Source organism: Pseudomonas sp. m6p, assembly GCF_055760375.1.
On the sequence record NZ_CM147084.1, the window covers coordinates 4207479 to 4232941 of the forward strand.

22 protein-coding genes and 1 tRNA gene are annotated in these 25463 nt (G+C 60.0%); 13 read left to right on the top strand and 10 right to left on the bottom strand.

Annotation, left to right across the window (positions count from 1 at the left end):
- The first annotated feature begins 147 nt into the window (after positions 1–147).
- Positions 148–1494 carry a CoA transferase gene (locus ACYZUM_RS19190; protein ID WP_473061038.1) on the top strand — a complete coding sequence of 449 codons (1347 nt, stop codon included), beginning with the start codon at positions 148–150 and terminating at the stop codon, positions 1492–1494.
- 102 nt (positions 1495–1596) lie between these two features.
- Here the strand turns inward: ACYZUM_RS19190 and arcD (ACYZUM_RS19195) are convergent, their stop codons facing one another.
- Positions 1597–3024 carry an arginine-ornithine antiporter gene (arcD, locus tag ACYZUM_RS19195; protein WP_473061039.1) on the bottom strand — a complete coding sequence of 476 codons (1428 nt, stop codon included), beginning with the start codon at positions 3022–3024 and terminating at the stop codon, positions 1597–1599.
- Between the two features lie 425 nt (positions 3025–3449).
- Here arcD (ACYZUM_RS19195) and arcD (ACYZUM_RS19200) point away from each other — a divergent pair, with 425 nt between their 5' ends.
- The 12 genes from arcD (ACYZUM_RS19200) (at position 3450) to ACYZUM_RS19255 (ending at position 18116) form a co-directional block, all read left to right on the top strand.
- A complete protein-coding gene (gene arcD, locus ACYZUM_RS19200; protein WP_041068609.1) occupies positions 3450–4877 on the top strand; it encodes an arginine-ornithine antiporter in 1428 nt (475 codons plus the stop codon).
- Positions 4878–4911: 34 nt separating this feature from the next.
- Positions 4912–6168, top strand: a complete 1257-nt coding sequence (arcA, locus tag ACYZUM_RS19205) for an arginine deiminase (RefSeq protein WP_047296012.1) — start codon at positions 4912–4914, stop codon at positions 6166–6168.
- 69 nt (positions 6169–6237) lie between these two features.
- Positions 6238–7248, top strand: coding sequence for an ornithine carbamoyltransferase (locus ACYZUM_RS19210; RefSeq protein WP_003227481.1), 1011 nt, complete (start codon positions 6238–6240; stop codon positions 7246–7248).
- A 177-nt stretch (positions 7249–7425) separates the two neighbouring features.
- Positions 7426–8355, top strand: a complete 930-nt coding sequence (gene arcC, locus ACYZUM_RS19215; RefSeq protein ID WP_115984261.1) for a carbamate kinase — start codon at positions 7426–7428, stop codon at positions 8353–8355.
- A 63-nt stretch (positions 8356–8418) separates the two neighbouring features.
- Entirely contained in the window at positions 8419–8781 is a 363-nt protein-coding gene (locus tag ACYZUM_RS19220; RefSeq protein WP_041068604.1) for a DUF5064 family protein, read from the top strand.
- 197 nt (positions 8782–8978) lie between these two features.
- Positions 8979–10487, top strand: a complete 1509-nt coding sequence (locus tag ACYZUM_RS19225; protein ID WP_041068602.1) for a sigma-54-dependent transcriptional regulator — start codon at positions 8979–8981, stop codon at positions 10485–10487.
- A gap of 436 nt (positions 10488–10923) precedes the next feature.
- Positions 10924–11307: a glycine cleavage system protein GcvH gene (gene gcvH / locus ACYZUM_RS19230; protein WP_430292444.1), complete on the top strand. Its 384-nt coding sequence runs from the start codon at positions 10924–10926 to the stop codon at positions 11305–11307.
- Positions 11308–11318: 11 nt separating this feature from the next.
- Positions 11319–14171, top strand: a complete 2853-nt coding sequence (gcvP, locus tag ACYZUM_RS19235; protein ID WP_222018558.1) for an aminomethyl-transferring glycine dehydrogenase — start codon at positions 11319–11321, stop codon at positions 14169–14171.
- A gap of 189 nt (positions 14172–14360) precedes the next feature.
- Complete coding sequence (locus tag ACYZUM_RS19240; protein ID WP_473061040.1) at positions 14361–15737, top strand: L-serine ammonia-lyase; 1377 nt, start codon at positions 14361–14363, stop codon at positions 15735–15737.
- 51 nt (positions 15738–15788) lie between these two features.
- Entirely contained in the window at positions 15789–16913 is a 1125-nt protein-coding gene (gene gcvT, locus ACYZUM_RS19245) for a glycine cleavage system aminomethyltransferase GcvT (RefSeq protein WP_473061041.1), read from the top strand.
- Between the two features lie 404 nt (positions 16914–17317).
- Positions 17318–17530, top strand: coding sequence for a cold-shock protein (locus ACYZUM_RS19250; RefSeq protein WP_007951194.1), 213 nt, complete (start codon positions 17318–17320; stop codon positions 17528–17530).
- 97 nt (positions 17531–17627) lie between these two features.
- Positions 17628–18116 carry an RDD family protein gene (locus ACYZUM_RS19255; RefSeq protein WP_041068583.1) on the top strand — a complete coding sequence of 163 codons (489 nt, stop codon included), beginning with the start codon at positions 17628–17630 and terminating at the stop codon, positions 18114–18116.
- Positions 18117–18252: 136 nt separating this feature from the next.
- On the opposite strand, the gene nadA is transcribed toward ACYZUM_RS19255, so the two are convergent.
- The 9 genes from nadA to tolR form a co-directional block, all read right to left on the bottom strand.
- Positions 18253–19311, bottom strand: coding sequence for a quinolinate synthase NadA (gene nadA / locus ACYZUM_RS19260; protein WP_108183609.1), 1059 nt, complete (start codon positions 19309–19311; stop codon positions 18253–18255).
- 271 nt (positions 19312–19582) lie between these two features.
- Positions 19583–19658, bottom strand: a tRNA-Lys gene (locus ACYZUM_RS19265).
- Between the two features lie 62 nt (positions 19659–19720).
- Positions 19721–20413 (bottom strand): 7-cyano-7-deazaguanine synthase QueC, encoded by a 693-nt coding sequence (gene queC, locus ACYZUM_RS19270; protein WP_222018557.1) that lies wholly within the window; start codon positions 20411–20413, stop codon positions 19721–19723.
- Between the two features lies 1 nt (position 20414).
- A complete protein-coding gene (gene queE / locus ACYZUM_RS19275) occupies positions 20415–21062 on the bottom strand; it encodes a 7-carboxy-7-deazaguanine synthase QueE (RefSeq protein WP_198759685.1) in 648 nt (215 codons plus the stop codon).
- 166 nt (positions 21063–21228) lie between these two features.
- On the bottom strand, positions 21229–22065 hold the full coding sequence (gene ybgF, locus ACYZUM_RS19280; RefSeq protein ID WP_145594531.1) for a tol-pal system protein YbgF: 837 nt from the start codon (positions 22063–22065) through the stop codon (positions 21229–21231).
- A gap of 6 nt (positions 22066–22071) precedes the next feature.
- Positions 22072–22569 (bottom strand): peptidoglycan-associated lipoprotein Pal, encoded by a 498-nt coding sequence (pal, locus tag ACYZUM_RS19285; protein WP_003178634.1) that lies wholly within the window; start codon positions 22567–22569, stop codon positions 22072–22074.
- A 52-nt stretch (positions 22570–22621) separates the two neighbouring features.
- The gene (gene tolB / locus ACYZUM_RS19290; protein WP_164747834.1) at positions 22622–23902 is read right to left on the bottom strand and encodes a Tol-Pal system beta propeller repeat protein TolB; all 1281 of its coding nucleotides are present in this window, start codon (positions 23900–23902) and stop codon (positions 22622–22624) included.
- A gap of 17 nt (positions 23903–23919) precedes the next feature.
- Positions 23920–24996 carry a cell envelope integrity protein TolA gene (gene tolA, locus ACYZUM_RS19295; protein ID WP_041068568.1) on the bottom strand — a complete coding sequence of 359 codons (1077 nt, stop codon included), beginning with the start codon at positions 24994–24996 and terminating at the stop codon, positions 23920–23922.
- Positions 24996–25448, bottom strand: coding sequence for a protein TolR (gene tolR, locus ACYZUM_RS19300; RefSeq protein ID WP_161794900.1), 453 nt, complete (start codon positions 25446–25448; stop codon positions 24996–24998). Before tolR ends, tolA begins: the two co-directional genes overlap by 1 nt.
- Positions 25449–25463 lie beyond the last annotated feature (15 nt).

A 25463-nucleotide genomic window follows, 5' to 3' on the forward strand; every position in this document is an offset into this window, starting at 1 on the left:
GCGGTGTGTCAGTCACTCATGTACTGACTGATCCACCGTCATCGCTGGCAAGCCAGCTCCCACAGGGGGCAGCGTGGGTTGTCCGGAATTTCATCTGGCCCGAGATTTTTTTGCACTATCATCGCCCTCTCTCCCGGAGGGCCTTCGATGACTGATTTACTCACGTCCATTCAAGCCGCACTCGGCTTGCCCCACACGCCGATTCCGTTCACGGGCCATGGCGCCCTGCCCTCGGCATTCGCCGTGACCGACCTGGCCTGCGCCAGCATCGGCGCTGCCGGGCAGGCCGTCAGCGAACTGCTCCGGCAACAGACCGGGCACTTGCCCGCGGTGGAAGTCGATCGACGTCTGGCCTCGTTCTGGTTCGCCACTTCGCTGCGTCCGATGGGCTGGAACGTTCCGCCGCTGTGGGATCCGGTGGCCGGTGACTACGCAACCGAGGACGGCTGGATCCGCCTGCACACCAACGCCCCGCATCACCGCGCCGCCGCCGAACGCGTACTGGGCACCTGCGCCGACCGTGCCGCCATGGCAGCGAACGTCGCGCAATGGCGCAGTGCCGATCTGGAACAAGCAGTCGTCGACGCCAACGGCTGCGCCGCCGAAATGCGCAGTTGGGCGCAGTGGCAGCAGCATCCGCAGGGGCTGGCAGTGAATGCCGAACCGCTGGTGCATTTCCTCGATGCGCAGGATGAACACACCAACGCCTGGCAAGGCTCGGCAGCGCAGCCGCTGGCCGGCCTCAAGGTGCTGGACCTGACCCGCGTGCTTGCCGGCCCCACCGCCAGCCGTTTCCTTGCCGGTCTCGGCGCCAATGTGCTGCGCATCGATCCGCCGACCTGGAACGAACCGGGCGTTATCCCGGACATGACCCTTGGCAAACGCTGCGCGCGGCTGGATCTGCAGCAACCGGCAGATCGCGTGGTGTTTGAACACTTGTTGCAGGACACCGACATCCTCGTGCACGGCTACCGTGCCGACGCGCTGGAACATCTCGGCTTCGGCTCCGAGCGCCGGCGGCTACTGGCGCCGGGGCTGATCGACGTCTGCCTCAACGCCTACGGCTGGAGCGGCCCGTGGCAGAACCGCCGTGGCTTCGACAGCCTGGTGCAGATGAGCAGCGGCATCGCCGAGGCCGGGCAACGCTGGAAGCACGCGGACCAACCGACGCCGTTGCCGGTGCAGGCGCTGGACCATGCAACAGGGTATTTGATGGCGGCGAGTGCGATCCGGCTGTTGACGCAACGTTTGAAGACGGGTCGAGGTGGCTCGGCACGCTTGTCGCTGGCGCGCACCGCCAAGCTGTTGATCGAACAGGGGCCGGGGTCGAGCGAAGCGTTGCGGGCTGAAGATGCGCAGGATCAAAACCCGCTTCTGGAACAAACACCTTGGGGGCCGGCGCATCGCTTGCTGGTACCGCTGAAGATCAGCGGGACGCCGCTGCAATGGCAGTTGCCGGCCACAGAATTGGGTTCACATCGCCCGCTGTGGTGATGACCATTCGGGCCCCTTCGCGAGCAAGCTCGCTCCCACAGGGGGAACGCATTTCAAATGTGGGAGCGAGCCTGCTCGCGAAGAGGCCCGCACTGACATCACCTACAACGACAACACCCCGCTGTACAACCCATATGCCGCCAACCCCGCACCAATGACCACGCCGGTGAAAATCACCTTCTCGACATGAGTGAACAACGGCTCGCCCTGCTCATGCTTGGCCTTGGCGAACAGCACCACACCTGGCGCATACAGCAGCGCCGACAGCAGCAGGTATTTCACCCCGCCGGCATACAACAGCCACACCGCGTAGCACAGCGCTATGCCGCCGATCAGCAGGTCCTTGGTGCGCTCGGCCGAGGCATGTTCATAGGTTTCGCCACGCCCGCTGAGCAACACCGCGTACGCCGCCGACCACAGGTACGGCACCAGAATCATCGACGAGGCGAGGTAGATCAGGCTGGTGTAGGTGCCGGCGGAAAACAGCGTGATCAGCAGGAAAATCTGAATCATCACGTTGGTCAGCCACAGCGCATTGACCGGCACGTGGTTGGCGTTTTCCTTTTTCAGAAACGCGGGCATGGTCTTGTCCCGCGCCGTGGCAAACAGGATTTCGGCGCACAACAACGCCCACGATAGCAACGCGCCGAGCAGCGACACCGCCAGCCCAAGGCTGATCAACAACGCGCCCCATGGCCCGACGATGTGTTCCAGCACCGCCGCCAGCGACGGGTTTTGCAGGGTCGCCAATTCTGGCTGGCTCATGATCCCCAGCGACAGCACGTTGACCAGCACCAGCAGCGCCAGCACGCCGAGAAAACCGATTACCGTGGCGCGGCCGACATCGGTGCGTTTCTCCGCCCGTGCCGAGTACACGCTGGCGCCCTCGATGCCGATGAACACGAACACCGTCACCAGCATCATGTTGCGCACCTGATCCATCACCCCGCCGAAGCTTGGGTTGCTGCGGCCCCAGATGTCGCGGGTAAAGATATCGGCCTTGAACGCCACCGCCGCAATCACGATGAACAGGATCAGCGGCACGATCTTGGCGACCGTGGTCACCTGATTGATGAAGGCCGCCTCCTTGATCCCGCGCATCACCAGAAAATGCACGGCCCACAACAGCACCGACGCACAGCCGATGGCGACCGGCGTGTTGCCCTGGCCAAACACCGGGAAGAAGTAACCGAGCGTGCTGAACAGCAACACGAAATAACCGACGTTGCCCAGCCAGGCGCTGATCCAGTAACCCCAGGCGGACGAGAAACCCATGTAGTCGCCAAACCCGGCCTTGGCGTAGGCGTAGACGCCAGAGTCCAGCTCAGGCTTGCGGTTGGCGAGGGTCTGGAACACGAACGCCAGGGTCAGCATGCCGATGGCGGTGATTCCCCAGCCAATCAGGATCGCCCCGGCATCGGCGCGCGCCGCCATGTTCTGCGGCAGGGAAAAAATCCCCCCGCCAATCATCGAACCTACAACCAGGGCGATCAACGCACCAAGGCGCAGCTTTTGCGTCGGTTGCGACATTCTTGTCTCCCTTAATTCATTTTGTAACAACTATTAACTAAATGTCTGATACCGAATGACGCTTATCAGGTAATGCCGAGCAATACCCACTTATATATAGCGACTGACGCTAACGCATAGCACGTCGAGACAGTTTTGTGCGCTGATCCTGATAAATCAATTCTGTACTGAAAACAGATGTGAAAAATTTGCCAAAAGCTGAAAACCAACTAGCGTGATAATTCCAAAGTAATAGGAGAAATTCCCAACCACATCTGCCGCAAGCCTCTGGAATGGGCCTCTTCGGGCAGCAGCTTTATGCCATCAGCCTTTTCATAAGTCATTCATTAACAATGGAATGTGGCCATGAACTGATCTAAGTCAGCTGTTTGAACAGACAACGGCACTACGCTGTGAACTCTTCTCTCCTGCAATGGAGTCATGCAATGTCTGAAGCTCCCGGAAAACTACGACTCGGTGCACTGGTTGCATTGGTAGTCGGTTCAATGATCGGTGGCGGGATATTCTCTTTGCCACAAAACATGGCCGCCAGCGCCGACGTCGGTGCAGTGCTGATCGGTTGGGCCATCACCGCTGTCGGCATGCTCACCCTCGCTTTTGTCTTTCAAACCCTCGCCAATCGCAAGCCCGACCTGGACGGCGGCGTCTACGCCTACGCCAAGGCCGGATTCGGCGATTACATGGGTTTCTCGTCCGCCTGGGGCTACTGGATCAGCGCCTGGCTGGGTAACGTCGGTTACTTTGTTCTGTTGTTCAGCACCCTCGGGTATTTCTTTCCGGTTTTCGGCGAAGGCAACACGGTGGCCGCCGTGATCGGCGCCTCGGTGCTGCTGTGGGCCGTGCATTTCCTGGTGCTGCGCGGAATCAAGGAAGCGGCGTTCATCAACCTCGTGACCACCGTCGCCAAGGTCGTACCGCTGCTGCTGTTCGTCCTGATCGCGGTCTTCGCCTTCAAACTGGACATCTTCACCGCTGACATCTGGGGCGTGAAAAACCCGGATCTGGGCAGCGTGATGAACCAGGTGCGCAACATGATGCTGGTCACCGTGTGGGTGTTCATCGGCATTGAAGGCGCGAGCATCTTCTCGGCCCGGGCGGAAAAACGCTCCGACGTCGGCAAGGCCACCGTCATCGGTTTCATCACCGTGCTGCTGTTCCTGGTGCTGGTCAACGTGCTGTCGCTGGGCATCATGACTCAGCCGGAACTGGCCAAACTGCAGAACCCGTCGATGGCCGCCGTGCTTGAGCACGTGGTCGGTCATTGGGGCGCGGTGCTGATCAGCGTCGGCCTGATCATCTCGCTGCTGGGCGCGCTGCTGTCGTGGGTGCTGCTGTGTGCGGAGATCATGTTCGCCGCCGCCAAAGACCACACCATGCCCGAGTTTCTGCGCAAGGAAAACGCCAATCACGTACCGGTCAACGCGTTGTGGCTGACCAACGCGATGGTTCAGTTGTTCCTGATCATCACCCTGTTTTCGGCCAGCACTTACCTGTCGCTGATCTACCTCGCCACTTCGATGATTCTGGTGCCGTACCTGTGGTCGGCGGCCTACGCCCTGCTGCTCGCCGTACGCGGCGAAACCTACGAAGGCTTCGCCGCCGAGCGCCGCAAGGACCTGATCATCGGTGGTATCGCCCTGATCTACGCGGTCTGGCTGCTGTATGCCGGTGGGGTGAAGTACCTGCTGCTCTCGGCTCTGCTGTATGCCCCCGGCGCGATCCTGTTCGCCAAGGCCAAGCTCGAACTCAAACAAGCGGTTTTCACCAACGTCGAGAAGCTGATTTTCGCCGCGGTGGTCGTCGGTGCACTGGTGGCAGCCTACGGTCTCTACGACGGCTTCCTGACCCTGTAATTGCCCAAGTTTTTACCTCTGGAGGATCACTGCAATGACCACGGAAAAAGTTAAGTACGGCGTCCATTCCGAAGCCGGCAAACTGCGCAAAGTCATGGTTTGCTCCCCAGGTCTGGCCCACCAGCGGCTGACCCCGAACAACTGCGACGAACTGCTGTTTGACGACGTGCTGTGGGTCGCCCAGGCCAAGCGCGACCACTTCGACTTCGTGACCAAAATGCGTGAACGCGGGATCGACGTGCTGGAAATGCACAACCTGCTGACCGACATCGTCGCCATCCCGGAAGCACTGGACTGGATCCTCGAGCGCAAGGTCACTGCCGATTCGGTGGGCCTGGGCCTGATCAGCGAAGTCAAATCCTGGCTGAAAAGCCTTGAGCCACGGCACATCGCCGAATTCCTGATCGGTGGCGTGTCCGCCGACGATCTGCCGGACAGCTTTGGTGGCAAGACCATCCAGATGTTCCGCGACTTCCTCGGCCACTCCAGCTTCATCCTGCCGCCGCTGCCCAACACCCAGTTCACCCGCGACACCACTTGCTGGATCTACGGTGGCGTGACACTGAACCCGATGTACTGGCCGGCGCGCCGTCAGGAAACCCTGCTGACCACCGCCATCTACAAATTCCACCCGCAGTTCACCAATGCCGATTTCGAGATCTGGTACGGCGATCCGGACAAGGATCACGGCAGCTCGACGCTGGAAGGCGGCGACGTGATGCCGATCGGTAACGGCGTGGTGTTGATCGGCATGGGCGAACGCTCATCCCGACAGGCCATCGGCCAACTGGCGCTGAACCTGTTCAAGAACAAAGCGGTGGAGAAAGTCATCGTCGCCGGCCTGCCGAAGTCCCGCGCCGCGATGCATCTGGACACCGTCTTCAGCTTCTGCGACCGAGACCTGGTGACGATTTTCCCGGAAGTGGTGAACCAGATCGTCGCGTTCACCCTGCGCCCTGACGAAAGCAAACAGGGCGGCATCGACATCCGCCGCGAAGAAGGCAGCTTCCTCGACACCGTGGCCAAAGCCCTCAACCTGCCGAAGCTGCGCGTGGTGGAAACCGGCGGCAACAGCTTCGCTGCCGAACGCGAGCAATGGGACGACGGCAACAACGTGGTCGCGGTAGAACCGGGCGTGGTCATCGGCTACGACCGCAACACCTACACCAACACCCTGCTGCGCAAGGCAGGCGTCGAAGTCATCACCATCAGCGCCGGCGAACTCGGCCGTGGTCGCGGCGGCGGCCACTGCATGACCTGCCCGATCATCCGCGACCCAATCGATTACTAAACGACCATCTCCCCGGCCGCACTCACCCTGTAGCGGCCGGGCCGATTACCGAATCCAAGGAGAATCATCATGGCGTTCAACATCCACAACCGTAACCTGCTCAGCCTGGAACACCACACCCCGCGCGAGCTGCGTTATCTGCTCGACCTGTCCCGCGATCTGAAACGCGCGAAATACACCGGCACCGAGCAGCAACACCTCAAGGGCAACAACATCGCCCTGATCTTCGAAAAAACCTCGACCCGCACCCGTTGCGCGTTCGAAGTGGCGGCCTATGACCAAGGCGCCAATGTCACCTACATTGACCCGAACTCATCGCAGATCGGCCACAAGGAAAGCATGAAAGACACGGCCCGCGTGCTGGGTCGCATGTACGACGCCATCGAGTACCGTGGCTTCAAACAGGAAATTGTCGAAGAGCTGGCGAAGTTCGCCGGGGTGCCGGTGTTCAACGGCCTGACCGACGAATATCACCCAACGCAGATGATCGCCGACGTGTTGACCATGCGTGAACACGCCGACAAGCCGATCCACGAAATCAGCTACGCCTACCTCGGCGATGCGCGCAACAACATGGGCAATTCGCTGCTGCTGGTCGGTGCCAAACTCGGCATGGACGTGCGCATCTGCGCGCCAAAAGCCCTGTGGCCGCATGACGATCTGGTGGATCGCTGCAAGAAATACGCGGAAGAATCCGGTGCACGCATCACCCTCACCGAAGACCCGAAAGCCGCGGTCAAAGGCGTCGATTTCATCCACACCGATGTCTGGGTGTCGATGGGCGAGCCGGTGGAAGCCTGGGCCGAGCGTATCCAGCAACTGCTGCCGTACCAGGTCAATAAAGAGCTGATGAAAGCCACCGGCAATCCACGCACCAAGTTCATGCACTGCCTGCCGGCGTTCCACAACAGCGATACCAAAGTCGGCAAACAGATCGCCGAACAGTACCCGCACCTGGCCAACGGCATCGAAGTGACCGACGACGTGTTCGAGTCGCCCGCCTGCATCGCCTTCGAGCAAGCGGAAAACCGCATGCACACGATCAAGGCGATTCTGGTCTCGACCCTGGCTGATCTGTAAACCAATACAGCTCTCACTGACACGACACGGTCACTGTGGGAGCTGGCTTGCCAGCGATAGCGGTGTGTCAGCCAGCGACAATGTTGCCTGATCCACCGCCATCGCGGGCAAGCCCGGCTCCCACAGGGACCGCATTCGTCCTGCGAGCTTTCACTGTTTTCCAGAAGGACATGCACCATGCGTATCGTCGTAGCTCTGGGCGGTAACGCCCTGCTCCGCCGTGGCGAGCCGATGACCGCTGACAACCAGCGCGCCAACATCCGCATCGCCACCGAGCAAATCGCCAAGATCCATCCCGGCAACCAACTGGTCATCGCCCATGGCAATGGCCCGCAAGTCGGCCTGCTGTCGCTGCAAGCGGCGGCGTACACCTCCGTCACCCCTTACCCGCTGGACGTGCTCGGTGCCGAAACCGAAGGCATGATCGGCTACATCATCGAACAGGAACTAGGCAACCTGCTGGACTTCGAGGTGCCGTTCGCCACCCTGTTGACCCAGGTCGAGGTCGACGCCAAGGACCCGGCCTTCCAGAACCCGAGCAAACCGATCGGCCCGGTCTACGAGAAAGCCGAAGCAGAAAAGCTCGCCGCTGAAAAAGGCTGGGCCATCGCCCCGGACGGTGACAAATTCCGCCGCGTGGTGGCCAGCCCTCGGCCAAAACGCATCTTCGAAATCCGTCCAATCAAGTGGCTGCTGGACAAGGGCAGCATCGTGATTTGCGCCGGTGGCGGCGGCATTCCGACGATGTACGACGAGCACCGTAACCTCAAGGGCATCGAGGCGGTGATCGACAAGGATCTGTGCTCGTCACTGCTGGCCGAGCAACTGGAGGCCGATTTGCTGGTGATCGCCACGGACGTCAACGCGGCATTCATCGATTACGGCAAGCCAACCCAGAAAGCCATCGCCGAAGCGCACCCGGACGAACTGGAACGCCTGGGTTTTGCCGCCGGTTCCATGGGGCCGAAGGTACAGGCAGCTTGCGAGTTCGCGCGCCATACTGGCAAGGTCGCGGTGATCGGTTCGCTGGCGGACATCGAAGCCATCGTTCAAGGCACCGCCGGAACCCGTGTCAGCACCGCGAAGCCGGGCATCAGCTATCGATAATCAGAAACTCCGGGGGCAGGCCCAGGGTCTGCCCTTCTCCCATGCCTTGAGAAGGAGAAACCCATGGCCATATTCAACCCCGGTCATTTGCACATCGAGCGACATGCGTTGACGCCAGATGACGTCAGTTACGACTTGTGCCTCGACTATGAAGTGTTCACCGATCCGCAAAAAGGCAAAGGGATACAGTTCACCCTGCACGGCAATATGCAGGGCAAGGACATGAAGGAGGCGTTTTTCCTGCCCAAGGAAGAGGCTTACAACTTCGCCCGCGACGTGACCCGGATTGCCGAGAAGTACGGGATTCCAAAGGCTCACAGCCAGATCGGCTCGGTGCACAAGCACTACGACCTGATGTTTGAGGACATTCGGCAGAAGTTGAATATGCAATCCGGAGATCCGGTCAATCCCGAGCACTTCGAATAACCATTCCCCTGTGGGAGCGAGCCTGCTCGCGAATGCCATCTGTCAGTCAATATTTTCACTTCTGACACACCGCTTTCGCGAGCAGGCTCGCTCCCACCGGGGATTTGAGTTGCCCGGAAAATCGTTGTCCATTTCACCAATCCCCCGCCCCAAGGCATACTTGCCCCCCTCCGCATTCCAGAACACTGAACCGCCCCATGCGTATCCACGTCAGCTTCATCGACCGCGTCGGCATCACCCAGGAAGTCCTGGCGATCCTCGGTGGGCGCAATCTCAATCTGGATGCGGTGGAGATGATTCCGCCCAATGTCTACATCGACGCCCCGACCTTGAGCCCGCAAGTGCTCGAAGAACTCAAAGATGCGCTGTTTCGGGTGCGCGGTGTCGAAGCGGTCACGGTGGTCGACATCCTCCCCGGCCAGCGTCGGCACCTGCAACTCGATGCATTGCTCGCAGCGATGACCGATCCGGTGCTCGCCCTCGACAGCGCCGGGAAAGTGCTGCTGGCCAACCCGGCACTGATCGCGCTGTACGGACGCGAACCGGCGGGTGAAAGCGTCTCTGAACTGTTCAACGATCCCGGCCTGCTGGAAACCCTGCTCGAACAAGGCTTCCGTCTGCCGCTGCGCGAGATCACCGTCAACGGCCAGACCCTGTTGCTCGACGCCACGCCGATCACCGACGCCGGCGCGCTACTGACCCTGTATCAACCGAACCGTATCGGCGAACAACTCTCGGCGCTGCACCACGACCATGCCGAAGGTTTCGATGCGCTGCTCGGCGAATCCCCGGCAATCCGCACCCTCAAGGCCCGCGCGCAACGCGTCGCCGCACTCGATGCGCCACTGCTGATTCAAGGCGAAACCGGCACCGGCAAAGAGCTGGTGGCCCGCGCCTGCCATGCGATCAGTGCGCGACACAGTGCGCCGTTCCTCGCCCTGAACTGCGCGGCCCTGCCGGAGAACCTCGCCGAGAGCGAGCTGTTCGGCTATGCCCCCGGCGCCTTCACCGGCGCGCAACGTGGCGGCAAACCGGGGCTGATGGAACTGGCGAACCAGGGCACAGTGTTTCTCGACGAAATCGGCGAGATGTCGCCGTACTTGCAGGCCAAACTGCTGCGCTTTCTCAACGACGGCAGCTTCCGCCGGGTGGGTGGCGATCGCGAGGTGAAGGTCAACGTGCGGATCCTCAGCGCGACCCACCGCGACCTGGAAAAAATGGTCAGCGAAGGCCTGTTCCGCGAAGACCTGTTCTACCGCCTCAACGTGCTCAATGTCGAAGTACCGCCGCTGCGCGAGCGCGGTCAGGACATCCTGTTGCTGGCGCGCTATTTCATGCAGCAGGCCTGTGCGCAGATTCAGCGTCCAGTCTGTCGCCTTGCGCCCGGTACCTATCCGGCACTGCTCGGTAATCGTTGGCCGGGTAACGTGCGGCAGTTGCAGAACGTGATCTTCCGCGCCGCGGCGATCTGCGAAAGCAGCCTGGTCGACATCGGCGACCTCGACATCGCCGGCACCTCGGTGGCGCGGCAGACCGACAGCGACGTCGAGAGCCTTGAACAAGCCGTCGAGTCCTTCGAAAAATCGCTGCTGGAAAAACTCTACGCCAGCTACCCCTCGACCCGCCAACTGGCCAGCCGCCTGCAGACCTCGCACACGGCGATTGCCCATCGCCTGCGCAAGTACGGCATTCCGGGCAAGTCTTAAATTCACCCTAACCCCCTGTAGGAGCTGCCGAAGGCTGCGATCTTTTGATCTTGATCTTAAAAAACAAAATCAAAAGATCGCAGCCTTCGGCAGCTCCTACAGTCCGGGTTTCCAGTTCAAAATTTGTATTTTTCTACTTGAAAACGACCTCCATCTGTACTGAAAGCGCTACAGCGGAACGATATCGCTACACCCTTCGCCAGCGACCGCTGTGCAAGGCTTTGATCCGCTTCAGCTTTTCTCCCCGCCCTGAACTGTAGCGATTTCGCTACAGTCATCCCTTCATCAGGCTTGCCGACAATCAATAAGCCATTGTTTTATATAGATAAATCCAAGATGGCCGCGTTCTTGCTAAGTAACCGCTCATAAAATCAGGGCTTTCATGCCCCGCCTTCCACCGCGTCCACCAGACGAGTCTGGCCCCTTAGGAGTTTCCATGAGCGAGTTGCGTTTTACTGAAGATCACGAATGGCTGCGCACCGAAGCTGACGGCAGCGTCACTGTCGGCATCACCGCTTTCGCGCAGCACGCCTTGGGCGACGTGGTGTTCGTGCAACTGCCTGAGCTGCAGGCTTACGAAAAAGGCGCCGAAGCCGCCACCGTGGAATCGGTGAAAGCCGCCAGCGGTGTGTACATGCCCCTCGATGGCGACGTCCTGGAAGTTAATCCGGCGCTGGAAGACGCTCCGGAACTGGTCAACGAAGATCCGCTGGGCGAAGGCTGGTTCTTCCGCTTCCAGCCAAGCGACACCTCGGCGGTGGCGAAATTGCTGGATCAGGACGCCTACGACCGTTTGATCAAAGCCCAAGACGAAGCCTGAGGAGTAGCGAAATGACTCAAGTAAACCTCGGCACTGCCAACGAATTCATCGCCCGTCACATCGGCCCGCGCGCCGGTGACGAGCAAGCCATGCTCAACAGCCTCGGTTTCGACTCGCTCGAAGCGCTGAGCGCCAGCGTCATTCCTGAAAGCATCAAGGGCACCAGCGTGCTCGGCATGGACGACGGCCTGAGCGAAGCCGACGCCCTGGCGATGATCAAATCCATCGCCGGCAAGAACCAGCTGTTCAAGACCTACATCGGCCAGGGCTACTACAACTGCCACACGCCGTCGCCGATCCTGCGCAACCTGCTGGAAAACCCGGCCTGGTACACCGCTTACACCCCGTACCAGCCGGAAATTTCCCAGGGCCGTCTCGAAGCGCTGCTGAACTTCCAGACCCTGATCAGCGACCTCACCGGCCTGCCGATCGCCAACGCCTCGTTGCTCGACGAAGCCACCGCCGCTGCCGAAGCCATGACCTTCTGCAAACGCCTGAGCAAGAACAAGGGCAGCCACCAATTCTTCGCCTCGATCCACAGCCACCCGCAAACCCTCGACGTGCTGCGCACCCGTGCCGAGCCGCTGGGCATCGACGTGGTGGTTGGCGATGAGCGTGAACTGACGGACGTCACGCCGTTCTTCGGCGCGCTGCTGCAATACCCGGCAAGCAACGGTGACCTGTTCGACTACCGCGAACTGACCGAGCGTTTCCACGCCGCCAACGCGCTGGTTGCGGTGGCTGCCGATCTGCTGGCCCTGACTTTGCTGACCGCTCCGGGCGAGTTCGGCGCGGACGTCGCCATCGGTTCGGCGCAACGCTTCGGTGTACCGCTGGGCTTCGGTGGGCCGCACGCCGCCTACTTCTCCACCAAGGATGCATTCAAGCGTGACATGCCGGGCCGTCTGGTCGGTGTGTCGGTTGACCGTTTCGGCAAGCCGGCCCTGCGCCTGGCGATGCAGACTCGCGAGCAACACATCCGCCGTGAGAAAGCCACCTCGAACATCTGCACCGCGCAAGTGCTGCTGGCCAACATCGCCAGCATGTACGCGGTCTACCACGGCCCGAAAGGCCTGACCCAGATCGCCAACCGCGTGCATCACCTGACCGCGATTCTCGCCAAGGGCCTGAGCGCACTGGGCCAGACCGTCGAACAGGCAAGCTTCTTCGATACCCTGACCCTCGCCACCGGCGCGCACACTGCCGCGCTGCACGACAAGGCGCACGCTGCACAGATCAACCTGCGCGTAATCGACACTCAGCGTCTGGGCCTGTCGGTCGACGAAACCACCACTCAGGCTGACATCGAAACCCTGTGGGGCCTGTTCGCCGACGGCAAAACCCTGCCGGACTTCGCTGCGCTGGCCGCTTCGGTGCATAGCACCATCCCGGCGGCGCTGGTACGTCAGTCGCCAATCCTCAGCCACCCGGTGTTCAACCGTTATCACTCGGAAACCGAGCTGATGCGCTACCTGCGCAAACTGGCGGACAAGGATCTGGCACTGGATCGCACCATGATCCCGCTGGGCTCGTGCACCATGAAACTCAACGCCGCCAGCGAAATGATTCCGGTGACCTGGGCCGAGTTCGGCGCGCTGCACCCGTTCGCTCCGGCCGAGCAAAGCGCCGGCTACCAGCAACTGACCGATGAACTGGAAGCGATGCTCTGCGCCGCCACCGGTTACGACGCGATCTCGCTGCAACCGAACGCCGGTTCGCAAGGCGAATACGCAGGCCTGCTGGCGATTCGCGCTTACCACCAGAGCCGTGGCGATGAGCGCCGCGACATCTGCCTGATCCCGTCGTCGGCCCACGGCACCAACCCTGCCACCGCCAACATGGCCGGCATGCGCGTGGTCGTGACCGCGTGCGATGCCCGTGGCAACGTCGACATCGAAGACCTGCGCGCCAAAGCCATCGAGCACCGCGAACACCTCGCAGCGCTGATGATCACCTACCCGTCGACCCACGGCGTGTTCGAAGAAGGCATCCGCGAAATCTGCGGGATCATTCACGACAACGGCGGCCAGGTGTACATCGACGGCGCCAACATGAACGCGATGGTCGGCCTCTGCGCACCGGGCAAGTTCGGCGGCGACGTCTCGCACCTGAACCTGCACAAAACCTTCTGCATTCCGCACGGCGGTGGCGGCCCGGGCGTCGGCCCGATCGGCGTCAAGTCGCACCTGACCCCGTTCCTGCCGGGTCACGGTCAGATGCAACGCAAGGAAGGCGCGGTCTGCGCAGCGCCGTTCGGCAGCGCGAGCATTCTGCCGATCACCTGGATGTACATTCGCATGATGGGTGGCGCCGGTCTGAAGCGGGCTTCGCAACTGGCAATCCTCAACGCCAACTACATTTCCCGTCGTCTGGAAGAGCACTATCCAGTGCTGTACACCGGCAGCAACGGTCTGGTGGCGCACGAATGCATCCTCGATCTGCGCCCGCTGAAAGACAGCAGCGGCATCAGCGTCGATGACGTCGCCAAGCGCCTGATCGACTTCGGCTTCCACGCCCCGACCATGTCGTTCCCGGTGGCCGGCACGCTGATGATCGAGCCGACCGAAAGCGAATCCAAGGAAGAACTGGACCGCTTCTGCGACGCCATGATCCGCATCCGCGAAGAAATCCGCGCAGTGGAAAACGGCACGCTGGACAAGGACGACAACCCGCTGAAGAACGCCCCGCACACGGCGGCGGAGCTGGTCGGCGAGTGGACCCACCCGTACAGCCGCGAGCAAGCGGTATATCCAGTGGCGTCGTTGATCGAAGGCAAGTACTGGCCGCCGGTCGGTCGCGTCGACAACGTGTTCGGCGACCGCAACCTGGTCTGCGCCTGCCCGTCGATCGAAAGCTACGCTTAAACGAAGGAGGGGCGGGTCACCTGCCCCACCGCTTTATCGCTTTATCTGTAGGAGCTGCCGAAGGCTGCGATCTTTTGATCTTGATCTTAAAACAGGATCAAAAGATCGCAGCCTTCGGCAGCTCCTACAGGGGATGTACTCAGCCTGATATTCCGCCAATTCCTATAACAAGAAACCGGAGAACCACTCATGTCGTTAAGCGTGTTCGACCTGTTCAAGATTGGCATCGGCCCTTCCAGCTCCCACACCGTCGGCCCGATGCGTGCCGCTGCGCGCTTCGCCGAAGGCCTGCGCCGGGAAAACCTGTTGGCCGCCACCGCCAGTGTCCGGGTCGAGTTGTACGGCTCGCTCGGCGCCACCGGCAAGGGTCACGGCAGCGACAAAGCCGTGCTGCTCGGCCTTGAGGGTGAACACCCGGACACCGTCGACACCGAAACTGTCGCCGCGCGCCTCCAGGACATTCGCGGCAATGGCCGGCTGAATCTGCTCGGCGAACACGGCATTGCCTTCAATGAGAAAGAACACCTGGCGATGATCCGCAAACCGTTGGCCTATCATCCCAACGGCATGATCTTTCGCGCATTCGATGCAGCCGGTATTCAGATCCGCAGCCGCGAGTACTACTCGGTCGGCGGCGGTTTCGTCGTCGATGAGGATGCCGCCGGTGCCGACCGCATTGTCGAAGACGCCACACCGCTGACCTTCCCGTTCAAAAGCGCCAAGGACTTGCTCGGCCATTGCGCCACCTACGGCCTATCGATCAGCCAGGTGATGCTGACCAACGAAAGCGCCTGGCGCCCGGAGGCCGAGACCCGCGCCGGTCTGCTGAAAATCTGGCAAGTGATGCAGGACTGCGTCGCCGCTGGCTGTCGTAACGAAGGCATTCTGCCGGGCGGGCTGAAGGTCAAGCGCCGGGCGGCGGCGCTGCATCGACAGCTGTGCAAGAACCCGGAATCGGCGCTACGCGATCCGCTGTCGGTGCTCGACTGGGTCAACCTCTACGCCCTCGCCGTCAACGAAGAAAACGCCAACGGCGGGCGCGTGGTTACCGCGCCGACCAACGGTGCGGCCGGGATTATTCCGGCGGTGCTGCATTACTACATGCGGTTTATCCCGGGTGCGAACGATGACGGCGTGGTGCGTTTTCTGCTGACCGCCGCCGCGATCGGCATTCTGTACAAGGAAAACGCCTCGATCTCCGGCGCTGAAGTCGGCTGTCAGGGCGAAGTCGGCGTGGCCTGCTCAATGGCCGCCGGCGCGTTGTGCGAAGTGCTCGGCGGCAGCGTGCAGCAAGTGGAGAACGCCGCGGAAATCGGCATGGAACACAACCTCGGCCTGACCTGCGACCCGATTGGCGGGCTGGTGCAGGTGCCGTGCATCGAGCGCAATGCCATGGGCTCGGTGAAAGCGATCAACGCAGTGCGCATGGCAATGCGCGGCGACGGGCAACACTTCGTCTCGCTCGACAAGGTCATCCGCACCATGCGCCAGACCGGCGCCGACATGAAAAGCAAATACAAGGAGACCGCCCGTGGCGGTCTGGCAGTCAACATTATCGAATGCTAATTAGCCCCCTCTTCCTCCGGGAGAGAGCTGGTATGAATCAAGGAGTCACGCATGTCCACCGAACAACTGTCGAAAACCCCGCTGCACGCTCTGCACCTCGAACTCGGCGCCCGCATGGTGCCGTTCGCCGGCTACGACATGCCGGTGCAATACCCGCTCGGCGTGATGAAAGAGCACCAACACACCCGTGAGCAGGCCGGGCTGTTCGATGTCTCGCACATGGGCCAGATTCGCCTGACCGGCGCCAATGCCGCCAAGGCCCTGGAAACCCTGGTGCCGGTGGACATCATCGACCTGCCGGTGGGCATGCAGCGCTACGCGATGTTCACCAACGACAACGGCGGCATCCTCGACGACCTGATGGTCGCCAACCTCGGTAACGACGAGCTGTTCCTGGTAGTCAACGCCGCGTGCAAGGATCAGGACCTGGCGCATCTGCAAAAACACATCGGTGATCAGTGCACCATTACGGAGCTGTTCGAAGCGCGCGCGTTGCTGGCGTTGCAAGGTCCGGCTGCAGTCACCGTACTGGCGCGTCTTGCACCAGAGGTGGCGAAGATGACGTTCATGCAGTTCAAGCGCGTGCAGCTGCTGGGCATCGATTGCTTCGTCAGCCGTTCGGGTTACACCGGTGAAGACGGTTTTGAGATTTCCGTACCGGCAGCCGATGCAGAAAAACTCGCCCGTGCCCTGTTGGCCGAACCGGAAGTCCAGGCCATTGGCCTCGGCGCCCGCGACTCGCTGCGTCTGGAAGCTGGCCTGTGCCTGTACGGCCACGACATGAACACCGACACCACCCCCATCGAAGCCAGCCTGCTGTGGGCGATCTCCAAGCCACGCCGCGCCGAAGGCGCGCGGGCCGGTGGTTTCCCGGGTGCAGAGCAAGTATTTGCTCAGCAGCAGAACGGCGTCGCGCGCAAACGCGTCGGTCTGCTGCCACAGGAACGTACGCCGGTGCGTGAAGGCGCTGAAATCGTCAACGAAGCGGGCGAAATCATCGGCAGCGTGTGCAGCGGTGGCTTTGGTCCGACCCTGGGCGGGCCGTTGGCGATGGGTTATCTCGACAGCGCTCATGTGGCACTGGACACGCCAGTCTGGGCCATCGTTCGTGGGAAAAAGGTGCAAATGCTTGTAAGCAAAATGCCATTTGTTCCACAACGCTACTATCGTGGTTGATTGACTGTTTCTATAAGTAACGCGATTGCGTTATGCGTGCACTAATGTGTAACGCAATCGCCACAAAAAAGTGCATTTTCTAACATCTGATTCGAATATGAACTTTGCTTATAACGATCGAAAACAATTGAACCCGTTCATCGTCTAAGCCGACACTAGTGGATTGACTAACTGCCAGCAAGTGCAGGAAAACCGGGCCTTCGCGGGGCTTGTTTTTTCTCCCGTAGTTGGCGTAGAGTTTGTCCACTGTGTTTGCATGGGTCAGCTTGGAATCGTGACCTGGGCAGTAGCCTACAAAGTTAGCTACATCCCGCTCGACGTCTTCTTACTCTCCTGCAACCAGCCCCAGTACTCTTTCATGAGAAAGAGACTGTCATCAATTTATGCGTCAAAGGAAATAAGAAATGTCGACACGTCAGAGCGGTACCGTCAAGTGGTTTAACGACGAGAAAGGTTTTGGTTTTATCACTCCAGAAAGCGGTCCGGATCTGTTCGTGCATTTCCGCGCCATTCAGGGCAACGGCTTCAAGAGCCTGAAAGAAGGCCAGAAAGTGACCTTCGTTGCTGTGCAAGGTCAGAAAGGCATGCAGGCTGACGAAGTCATCGCCGAAGCCTGATTTTCTGTCACAAAAAAGCCCCTGATTTTGATATCAGGGGCTTTTTTGTGCGCGCGAATCCGTAAAATGGCGCTTCATTTTGCGCCCAGAGGCTGCCATGTCGAAAAACCTGCTCACTCCCCAGGGCGACTTTCCTGCTGTTGGCCTTGGCCGGCGTCTGGCAGCAATGTTCTATGACTTCCTGCTGTGCACCGCCCTGCTGATCGTCACCGGCTTCGTCTACAAGTTGATCCAGGCAGCGATCATCGGTGAAGAACGCCTGCGCGCACTGACCGATGCCGGCAAGATGGATGGCGATCCGCTGTATTCCACGGTGCTGTTGCTGGTGCTGTTTGCGTTCTTCGCCAAGTTCTGGACTCACGGCGGGCAGACACTGGGCATGCAGGTGTGGGGGATTCGAGTGCAGAACGCCGATGGCAGCGCGATCAGCCTGTGGCAGGCGCTGCTGCGATTCATGGTGTCGATCGCGTCGTGGCTGTGCGCAGGGCTTGGATTTCTCTGGTCGCTGTACGACAAGCAGAAGCGCACCTGGCATGACATCTATTCCGATACCCGCGTGGTGCGGATTCCGAAGAAGAGCAAATAATTTCCTGACACCGAATACCACTGTGGCAGCGAGCCTGCTCGCAAAAGCGTAGCATCAGCCGACATTTATGTTTGCTGATTCACCGCCTTCGCGAGCAAGCTCGCTCCCACAGGTTTTGGGGTGTTTCTGAAGGACCTCAGGCGTTACCCGCCAGCTTCATCCGCGCTGCCTGGGTGAAATCCAGCATGCGCTTCAACGGGCGGATCGCCTGCGGAACCAACGCCGGATCGACAAAGATCTCGTTCGTCCCTTCCTTCAGGCTCTTGAGCGTGCGCTCAAGGGTGTTCATGGCCATCCACGGGCAATGTGCGCAACTGCGGCACGCGGCGCCGTTACCGGCGGTTGGCGCCTCGATGAAGACCTTGTCCGGGCACAACTGCTGCATCTTGTAGAAAATGCCGCGGTCGGTGGCGACGATCAGGGTCTTGTTCGGCAGGCTTTGCGCGGCAGCGATCAACTGACTGGTGGAACCGACGGCGTCGGCCAGCTCGATCACCGAGGTCGGCGACTCCGGGTGCACCAGAATCGCGGCGTCCGGGTACAACGCCTTCATGTCTTCAAGCTGCTTGGACTTGAACTCTTCGTGGACGATGCAGGCACCGTCCCACAGCAGCATGTCGGCGCCGGTCTTGCGCTGAATGTAAGTGCCCAGATGCTTGTCCGGGCCCCAGATGATGGTCTCGCCGTTGTCCATCAGGCTTTCGACGATCTCCAGTGCGCAGCTCGACGTCACCACCCAGTCAGCACGGGCTTTGACTGCGGCCGAAGTGTTGGCGTACACCACCACCGTGCGCTCCGGGTGCTGATCGCAGAACGCCGAGAACTCGTCCACCGGGCAACCCAGGTCCAGCGAGCAGGTCGCGTCCAGGGTCGGCATCAGCACACGTTTTTCCGGGTTGAGGATCTTCGCGGTCTCGCCCATGAACTTCACACCGGCGACCACCACGGTCTTGGCCGGGTGAGCGTTGCCGAAGCGCGCCATTTCGAGGGAGTCGGACACACAGCCGCCGGTTTCTTCGGCCAGGGCCTGAATCACCGGATCGCAATAGAAGTGGGCCACCAGCACCGCGTCCTGAGCCTTGAGCTCGGCGGCGATGGCAGAACGGTAGTAGGCCTCTTCCTCGGCAGTCAGCGGTTTGGGCTGTTTGGCATCGAGGTGGGCTTGAACCAGAAGGCGTTCGGAAATCTGCGTCATGTTCGCAAGACCTGCAGGCGCTTTCGCGCGAAAGTCGAGTATACACCCGGCTCCGGACCACTTGAGGGTACCGCCGGGAGAGTGAGTATTATCAGGCACGGACAGCATTGAAGCTGCGCAAGGCTACAGAATATCCCGTTGATACAAAAGATGATTCTGACCTGTGTCAGCGCAGGCAATGATGAAAGGAGCGGTGCCTGATTCGCAGGCAAAAAAAAACCCGGAAATCCTCACTTTCGTGGGCCTTCCGGATTTTCTAAACCGCCAAATATGGTGGGTCGTGTGGGATTCGAACCTACGACCAATTGGTTAAAAGCCAACTGCTCTACCAACTGAGCTAACGACCCGCTGTGTGGTGGCGCGTATAATACTGATTTTTAAGGACTATTCAACACCTTTTTGAAAAAAATCAAAAATAAGGTGTTGGATCGCTTACACCGGCCGCCGCAAAGCCCTCTGCACGCAGGCGGCAGCTGTCGCATTTACCGCACGCACGGCCTTCATCGTCCGCCTGATAGCAGGAAACGGTCAGGCCATAATCGACGCCCAGCTTCACGCCCGCCTGGACGATCTGCGCCTTGCTCAGGTTCTGCAGCGGCGCCTGGATACGGAAACCGTTGCCTTCCACGCCCGCCTTGGTTGCCAGGTTGGCCATGCGCTCGAACGATTCAATGAACTCGGGACGGCAATCCGGGTAACCGGAATAGTCCACGGCGTTGACGCCGATAAAGATGTCACGCGCGCCGATTACTTCGGCCCAGCCCAGTGCCAGTGATAGAAACACCGTGTTGCGCGCCGGCACGTAGGTCACCGGGATGCCCTCGCCCAGCTCTTCCGGGATGTCGATGCTGGTGTCGGTCAGCGCCGAGCCGCCCATGCCGTTGAGGTTCAGGCCAATCACTTTGTGCTCGACCACACCCAGATCGCGGGCGACGCGCGCTGCAGCATGCAGCTCCGCATGAGAGCGCTGGCCGTAATCGAAACTCATGGTGTAGCAGGCGTAGCCTTCAGCCCGGGCCATCGCGACCACAGTGGCCGAATCGAGGCCACCCGATAGCAGGATTACCGCACGTTTTTCGTGAGTGTTCAGTTGTTCAGTCATATCAGCGCCCCGGCTCGTCATTCCATAGATATTTATGCAGCTGCAACTGCAACCGCACCGGCAGGTTGTCTGCCACCACCCAGTCCGCCAGATCCCTGGCATTGAGGTCATGATGACTTGGGGAAAACAGCACTTCACCCGCACGTCGATCAAGACCGTACTGGATCAGCTTCGAGACCGCCCAGTCATAGTCGTCCCGCGAACAGATGACAAACTTCACCTGATCGTTGGGCGTCAACAGTTCGATGTTTTCGTAGCGGTTGCGGTGCGCCTCTTTGGAGTCCGGCGTCTTCAAGTCGACCACGCGACTGACGCGCGAATCTACCGCCGAGATATCGAGCGCACCACTGGTTTCCAGTGACACTTCGTAACCGGCATCGCATAACTGCTTGAGTAAAGGGATGGCATTGGGCTGCGCCAGCGGTTCACCGCCGGTCACACAGACGTAGCGCGGGCGAAACCCGGCCACTTGCTCGAGGATGTCGTCGAGGGTGCGGACCGTACCGCCGCTGAACGCATAGGCACTGTCGCAGTATTGGCAACGCAATGGGCAACCGGTCAGGCGCACAAAAACCGTGGGCAGCCCGGCAGTCCGCGTTTCCCCCTGCAACGAGTAGAAAACTTCGGTGATTCTCAATGTGTCTTGCATAGTCGCCACGGGCGTAACAGCTAAACAGGCTGTCCGCCTCCGTCAGGCACTTCAGGCAACCCCGCCAACGAGTAGATCACCAGAAGCGTGTTTCAGAAAAAGGGCGTGAATTCTAACGAAAAAACCCGCGACAAGCGCGGGTTTCTTCCAAACGGGTCAAACACACTTACATGCGTTGCAGATCGCGTTGGGCCAACTGAGCAGCGGAGGTCCCCGGGTATTGGGAAACCACCTGTTGCAGAATGCCTTTGACCTTGTCGGTATGACCGAGGCGGCGCTCTACATCAGCCAGCTTGTACAGCGAATCCGGCACTTTGGCGTGCTTGGGATAGAGCTGTGAAACCTTGGCAAAAGCCTGACCCGCACCTTGCAGGTCGCCCTTGGCCAGGTTCACTTCGCCCAACCAGTACTGGGCATTGCCCGCGTATTGGCTGTTCGGGTATTTGCGCAGGAATGCCGAGAAAGCCTGGCTGGCCTTGTCGAAATCCTTGGCTTTGATCAGGTCGAAAGCCGCATCGTAATACAGCTTTTCCTTGGCCGGATCACCCGGTTCGCTACTGGCAGCAGGTGCCTGGGCGGCAGCAGCCCCGGCGCCAGCGGCAGCACCGGCAGCAGCACTTGCATCGCCGCCGGTAGAAGAATTCTCAGGAGTCGCGGCAGGTGCAACACCGGATCCTATGCGCCGATCAAGATCCTGGTATCGCTCCAGGGATTCCTGTTTCATGCGCGCAACCTGATTCTGCAGTTCTTCGATCACACCTTGCTGGCGCGATATCTGATCCTGCATCTGTTGCAGTTGGTTGAACAGCATGCCCTGTGCCGAGGCAGGGGCCGAAGCCGCTCCCCCGGCATAGGCGCCGTTCGTACCGTAACCCGCAGGCGGATAACTGCTCCCGCTATTGTTATAACCGGAGTTGTCATCGACCACAGGAACCGCAGCCCACGCCGCAAGCGGCGCGAGGCTGAGAGCCAGAACAGTTACAGCACGACGGCACGTTCGCATATCGAATTACTTACGCAGTTCGACGCGACGGTTTTGAGCCCAGGACTGCTCGTCGTTGCCGGTAGCAACTGGACGCTCTTCGCCGTAGGAAACCAGTTCCAGCTGAGCTGGGGAAACACCTTGCAGTACCAGGTAGCGCTGAACGGCTTTCGCACGACGCTCGCCCAGTGCCATGTTGTACTCACGAGTACCACGTTCGTCGGTGTTGCCTTCCAGAACAACGCGAGCGCCGTTTGCTTTCAGGTCTTTGGCGTGAACGTCCAGAGCGCGCATGGCTTCTGGCTTCAGGTCCGAGCTGTCGTATTCGAAGTAGAAGGTGGTGATTGCGCGCAGAGCAGCTTCTTCGCTCAGGGAACCGTCAACGGCACCAGTGTTAGCGCCGTAACCAGCGTTTGGATCAACAGCGCCTTCACCGGCGTTGTCGCCGCCTTTGGACGAGCAACCTACAGCTACAGCCATGGCCAGAGCCAGCGCAGCAAATTTACCAAACTTCAGCATTTCCATCGTGAAACTCCTAATGAACCCCAGTGTGTTAAGTAAAACGTAAAGCGCCGCGTCAGTTCAGGTAAGGGGACCAGGACGGTTCTCTGACTTCGCCTTGTGCGGTAGGAAGCGGGAGCCTCACGCGTCCATTAATGGACACGAGCATCAAGACTCCCCGGCCCTGCTGGCGGGTGGCGTAGATTACCATGGTGCCGTTGGGCGCAACAGTGGGTGACTCGTCCAGAGTGCTATCAGTGAGGATCTTTACACTGCCTCGCTGCAAATCCTGGGCCGCCACCTTGAAATTGGTGAAACCGTCCTGGCGATGGATCATCACCAGGGTCTTTTCATCAGCCGAAAGCTTCGGGTTGGCGTTGTAGTTGCCAATGAAGGTCACACGCTCGGCACCACCGCCGCTGGCGCTGGTCTTGTAGATCTGCGGCTTGCCGCCACGGTCCGAGGTGAAGTAGATGGTCGAACCATCCTTGCCCCAGTACGGTTCGGTGTTGATGCCAGGGCCTGCCGTCACACGAGTGATCTGACGCGAACCCAGGTTCATCACATAGATGTCCGGGTTGCCGTCTTTCGACAGTACGAACGCCAGGCGATTGCCATCTGGCGACCAGGCTGGCGCGCCGTTCAGGCCTTCGAAGTTGGTGATCTGCTCACGGCGACCGGTGTCGATGTTCTGCATGAAGATCCGAGGACGCTTCTGCTCGAACGACACGTAGGCGATGCGCTTGCCATCCGGTGCGAAACGCGGCGACAGGATCGGCTCGCGCGATTGCAGCAGAGTCACGGCACGGGCACCGTCGTAGTCCGAACGCTGCAGGGTGTAGCGAGTGTTCTTCTCGGAGAAACGCTCGGCTGTCACGTACAGCAGACGGGTCGAAAACGCACCTTTGATACCGGTGAGTTTTTCGAACGACTGGTCCGAGATGAAGTGCGCCATGTCACGCAGTTGCTCGGTGGTACCGGAAACACTGCCGTCAGCCACTTTCTGCTCGGTAGCCACGTTGAACAGTGCCCACTGCACCTGCAGACGACCGCCGGCTGGCGCAATGCTGCCGACCATCATGTATTGAGCACCCACCGCCTTCCAGTCACGGAAGATGATTTCGCTTGGCTGGCTTGGCTGGCTGATCATGTTCTGCTTTGGAATCGGCGAGTAATAGCCCGAGTTCCGCAAATCGTTACCAATGATTTCAGCCATGTCGTCCGGCAACACGGCACCGCCCTGCATACCGAACGGTACGACAGCAATCGGAGTCGCCCGATCGCTGCCGCTGGTGACCAGAATGTTCTTTTCATCAGCCATCGCGATCCCTGCCATGCAGCAGATCACGACCAGCATTCCTCGAAGAAGGTTTCTCACAAGGCTAGATCCTCAGGTGTGAATGTCATCTTGAATGAACGATACGGAGCGAAATCGCTCGGCTTCATTCCCTGCATTTCCGTCAAACGTCCAATATTTTTGACCGCCGCGACCGCCGAAGCATCGAACGGACCGTCGCCACTGGATTTGGCCACGCTGACCGAAGTCACCGTACCGTCCGGCAACATGCCGATTTGCAGCACGACCGTCATGCCTTTGCGTGCCGAAGGAGGACGAGCCCAGCCCTCCGCTGCCCGCGCACGAATCAGGTCATCGAAACTGCCCGCGACTTCGTCACCCTGCTCATCGGCCAAGGCCTGCTGACGCTGTGGCGTATCGGAAAGCAAATCTGCCAGGGCCTGAGCCTTTTTCTCTTCGGCGGACTTACGTGCCGCTTCCTGCGATTTTTTCTTCGCAGCATCGGCAGCAGCTTTCTTCTTCGCTTCGTCGGCGACTTTCTTCTTCGCCTCTTCAGCTTCAGCTTTTTTCTTGGCGTCTTCGGCGGCTTTCTTCTTCGCGTCTTCGACGATCTTCTTCTTGGCTTCTTCAGCGGCCGCTTTCTTGGCCTCTTCTTCAGCCGCCTTCTTGGCTTCTTCTTCGGCTTTCTTCTTGGCTATATCAGCCAATTGTTTCTCTTCTGCCTTCTTGGCCTCGGCTTTTTTCGCATCGTCGGCTTTCTTGGCTTCATCAGCCTTTTTCGCCTCGTCCGCTTTCTTCGCCTCGTCGGCCTTCTTGGCTTCCTCGGCCTTTTGAGCCGCTTCTTCTTTCTTTTGTTCCGCAGCCTTCACCGCTTCCTGCTCGACCTTTTTCTGCTCCATCTGCTCGACTTCGGTCTGGCGCGCGGCGGATTTCTTCGCCTCACCCGCAATCTTCTGATTGGTCTGAGTGGTTGCCTGACTTTTCGATTTCAGCTGGTACAGGGTCGCCTGGACAATCGGCTTGGCCGGCGGCAACTCGGGTGTGAAGGCGAAACTGACGAACAGCATGCCGAACACCAGCACGTGCAGGACAATCGCCAGAACACTGGGCCAGAAGTAGCTTTCCGAGGCGGACGGCTCTCGCTGTTGCTGCATCAGGGGGCCTCGGTAATCAAACCAACATTACCGACCCCGGCTTTCTGCAACCCGCCCATGGCACCCATGACGGCGCCGTAGTCGACCGACTTGTCGCCACGGATAAAGACCTGGGTACGCTTGCCGCCTTCGGTGCCGGCGCGAATGATCTTGGTCACTGCGTCAGTCATCTGTGGCAACGTCATTGCCCTGTCCTGCTGCTTTTCAGTATCGACTTCGCTGCCAAGGTTCCAGTAGTAGGTCTTGTCAGCCTTGATCGAAATGGTCAGCACCTGAGTGTTGTTGTCCTGCGGCAAGGCTTCGCTGGAAACCTTGGGCAGATCCACTTTCACGCCCTGATTGAGCATCGGCGCGGTCACCATGAAGATAACCAGCAGCACCAGCATCACGTCGATGTATGGCACCACGTTCATCTCGGCGACCGGCTTGCGCTTGTTTCGGGCTCGAGCGATTAAAGCCATCGGGAA

What these genes read in the sequence shown, in the direction of transcription:
- ACYZUM_RS19190 (WP_473061038.1), top strand. Translation starts at nt 148, where the DNA reads ATGACTGATTTACTCACGTCCATTCAAGCCGCACTCGGCTTGCCCCAC.
- arcD (WP_473061039.1), bottom strand. Translation starts at nt 3,024, where the DNA reads ATGTCGCAACCGACGCAAAAGCTGCGCCTTGGTGCGTTGATCGCCCTG.
- arcD (WP_041068609.1), top strand. Translation starts at nt 3,450, where the DNA reads ATGTCTGAAGCTCCCGGAAAACTACGACTCGGTGCACTGGTTGCATTG.
- arcA (WP_047296012.1), top strand. Translation starts at nt 4,912, where the DNA reads ATGACCACGGAAAAAGTTAAGTACGGCGTCCATTCCGAAGCCGGCAAA.
- ACYZUM_RS19210 (WP_003227481.1), top strand. Translation starts at nt 6,238, where the DNA reads ATGGCGTTCAACATCCACAACCGTAACCTGCTCAGCCTGGAACACCAC.
- arcC (WP_115984261.1), top strand. Translation starts at nt 7,426, where the DNA reads ATGCGTATCGTCGTAGCTCTGGGCGGTAACGCCCTGCTCCGCCGTGGC.
- ACYZUM_RS19220 (WP_041068604.1), top strand. Translation starts at nt 8,419, where the DNA reads ATGGCCATATTCAACCCCGGTCATTTGCACATCGAGCGACATGCGTTG.
- ACYZUM_RS19225 (WP_041068602.1), top strand. Translation starts at nt 8,979, where the DNA reads ATGCGTATCCACGTCAGCTTCATCGACCGCGTCGGCATCACCCAGGAA.
- gcvH (WP_430292444.1), top strand. Translation starts at nt 10,924, where the DNA reads ATGAGCGAGTTGCGTTTTACTGAAGATCACGAATGGCTGCGCACCGAA.
- gcvP (WP_222018558.1), top strand. Translation starts at nt 11,319, where the DNA reads ATGACTCAAGTAAACCTCGGCACTGCCAACGAATTCATCGCCCGTCAC.
- ACYZUM_RS19240 (WP_473061040.1), top strand. Translation starts at nt 14,361, where the DNA reads ATGTCGTTAAGCGTGTTCGACCTGTTCAAGATTGGCATCGGCCCTTCC.
- gcvT (WP_473061041.1), top strand. Translation starts at nt 15,789, where the DNA reads ATGTCCACCGAACAACTGTCGAAAACCCCGCTGCACGCTCTGCACCTC.
- ACYZUM_RS19250 (WP_007951194.1), top strand. Translation starts at nt 17,318, where the DNA reads ATGTCGACACGTCAGAGCGGTACCGTCAAGTGGTTTAACGACGAGAAA.
- ACYZUM_RS19255 (WP_041068583.1), top strand. Translation starts at nt 17,628, where the DNA reads ATGTCGAAAAACCTGCTCACTCCCCAGGGCGACTTTCCTGCTGTTGGC.
- nadA (WP_108183609.1), bottom strand. Translation starts at nt 19,311, where the DNA reads ATGACGCAGATTTCCGAACGCCTTCTGGTTCAAGCCCACCTCGATGCC.
- queC (WP_222018557.1), bottom strand. Translation starts at nt 20,413, where the DNA reads ATGACTGAACAACTGAACACTCACGAAAAACGTGCGGTAATCCTGCTA.
- queE (WP_198759685.1), bottom strand. Translation starts at nt 21,062, where the DNA reads ATGCAAGACACATTGAGAATCACCGAAGTTTTCTACTCGTTGCAGGGG.
- ybgF (WP_145594531.1), bottom strand. Translation starts at nt 22,065, where the DNA reads ATGCGAACGTGCCGTCGTGCTGTAACTGTTCTGGCTCTCAGCCTCGCG.
- pal (WP_003178634.1), bottom strand. Translation starts at nt 22,569, where the DNA reads ATGGAAATGCTGAAGTTTGGTAAATTTGCTGCGCTGGCTCTGGCCATG.
- tolB (WP_164747834.1), bottom strand. Translation starts at nt 23,902, where the DNA reads ATGCTGGTCGTGATCTGCTGCATGGCAGGGATCGCGATGGCTGATGAA.
- tolA (WP_041068568.1), bottom strand. Translation starts at nt 24,996, where the DNA reads ATGCAGCAACAGCGAGAGCCGTCCGCCTCGGAAAGCTACTTCTGGCCC.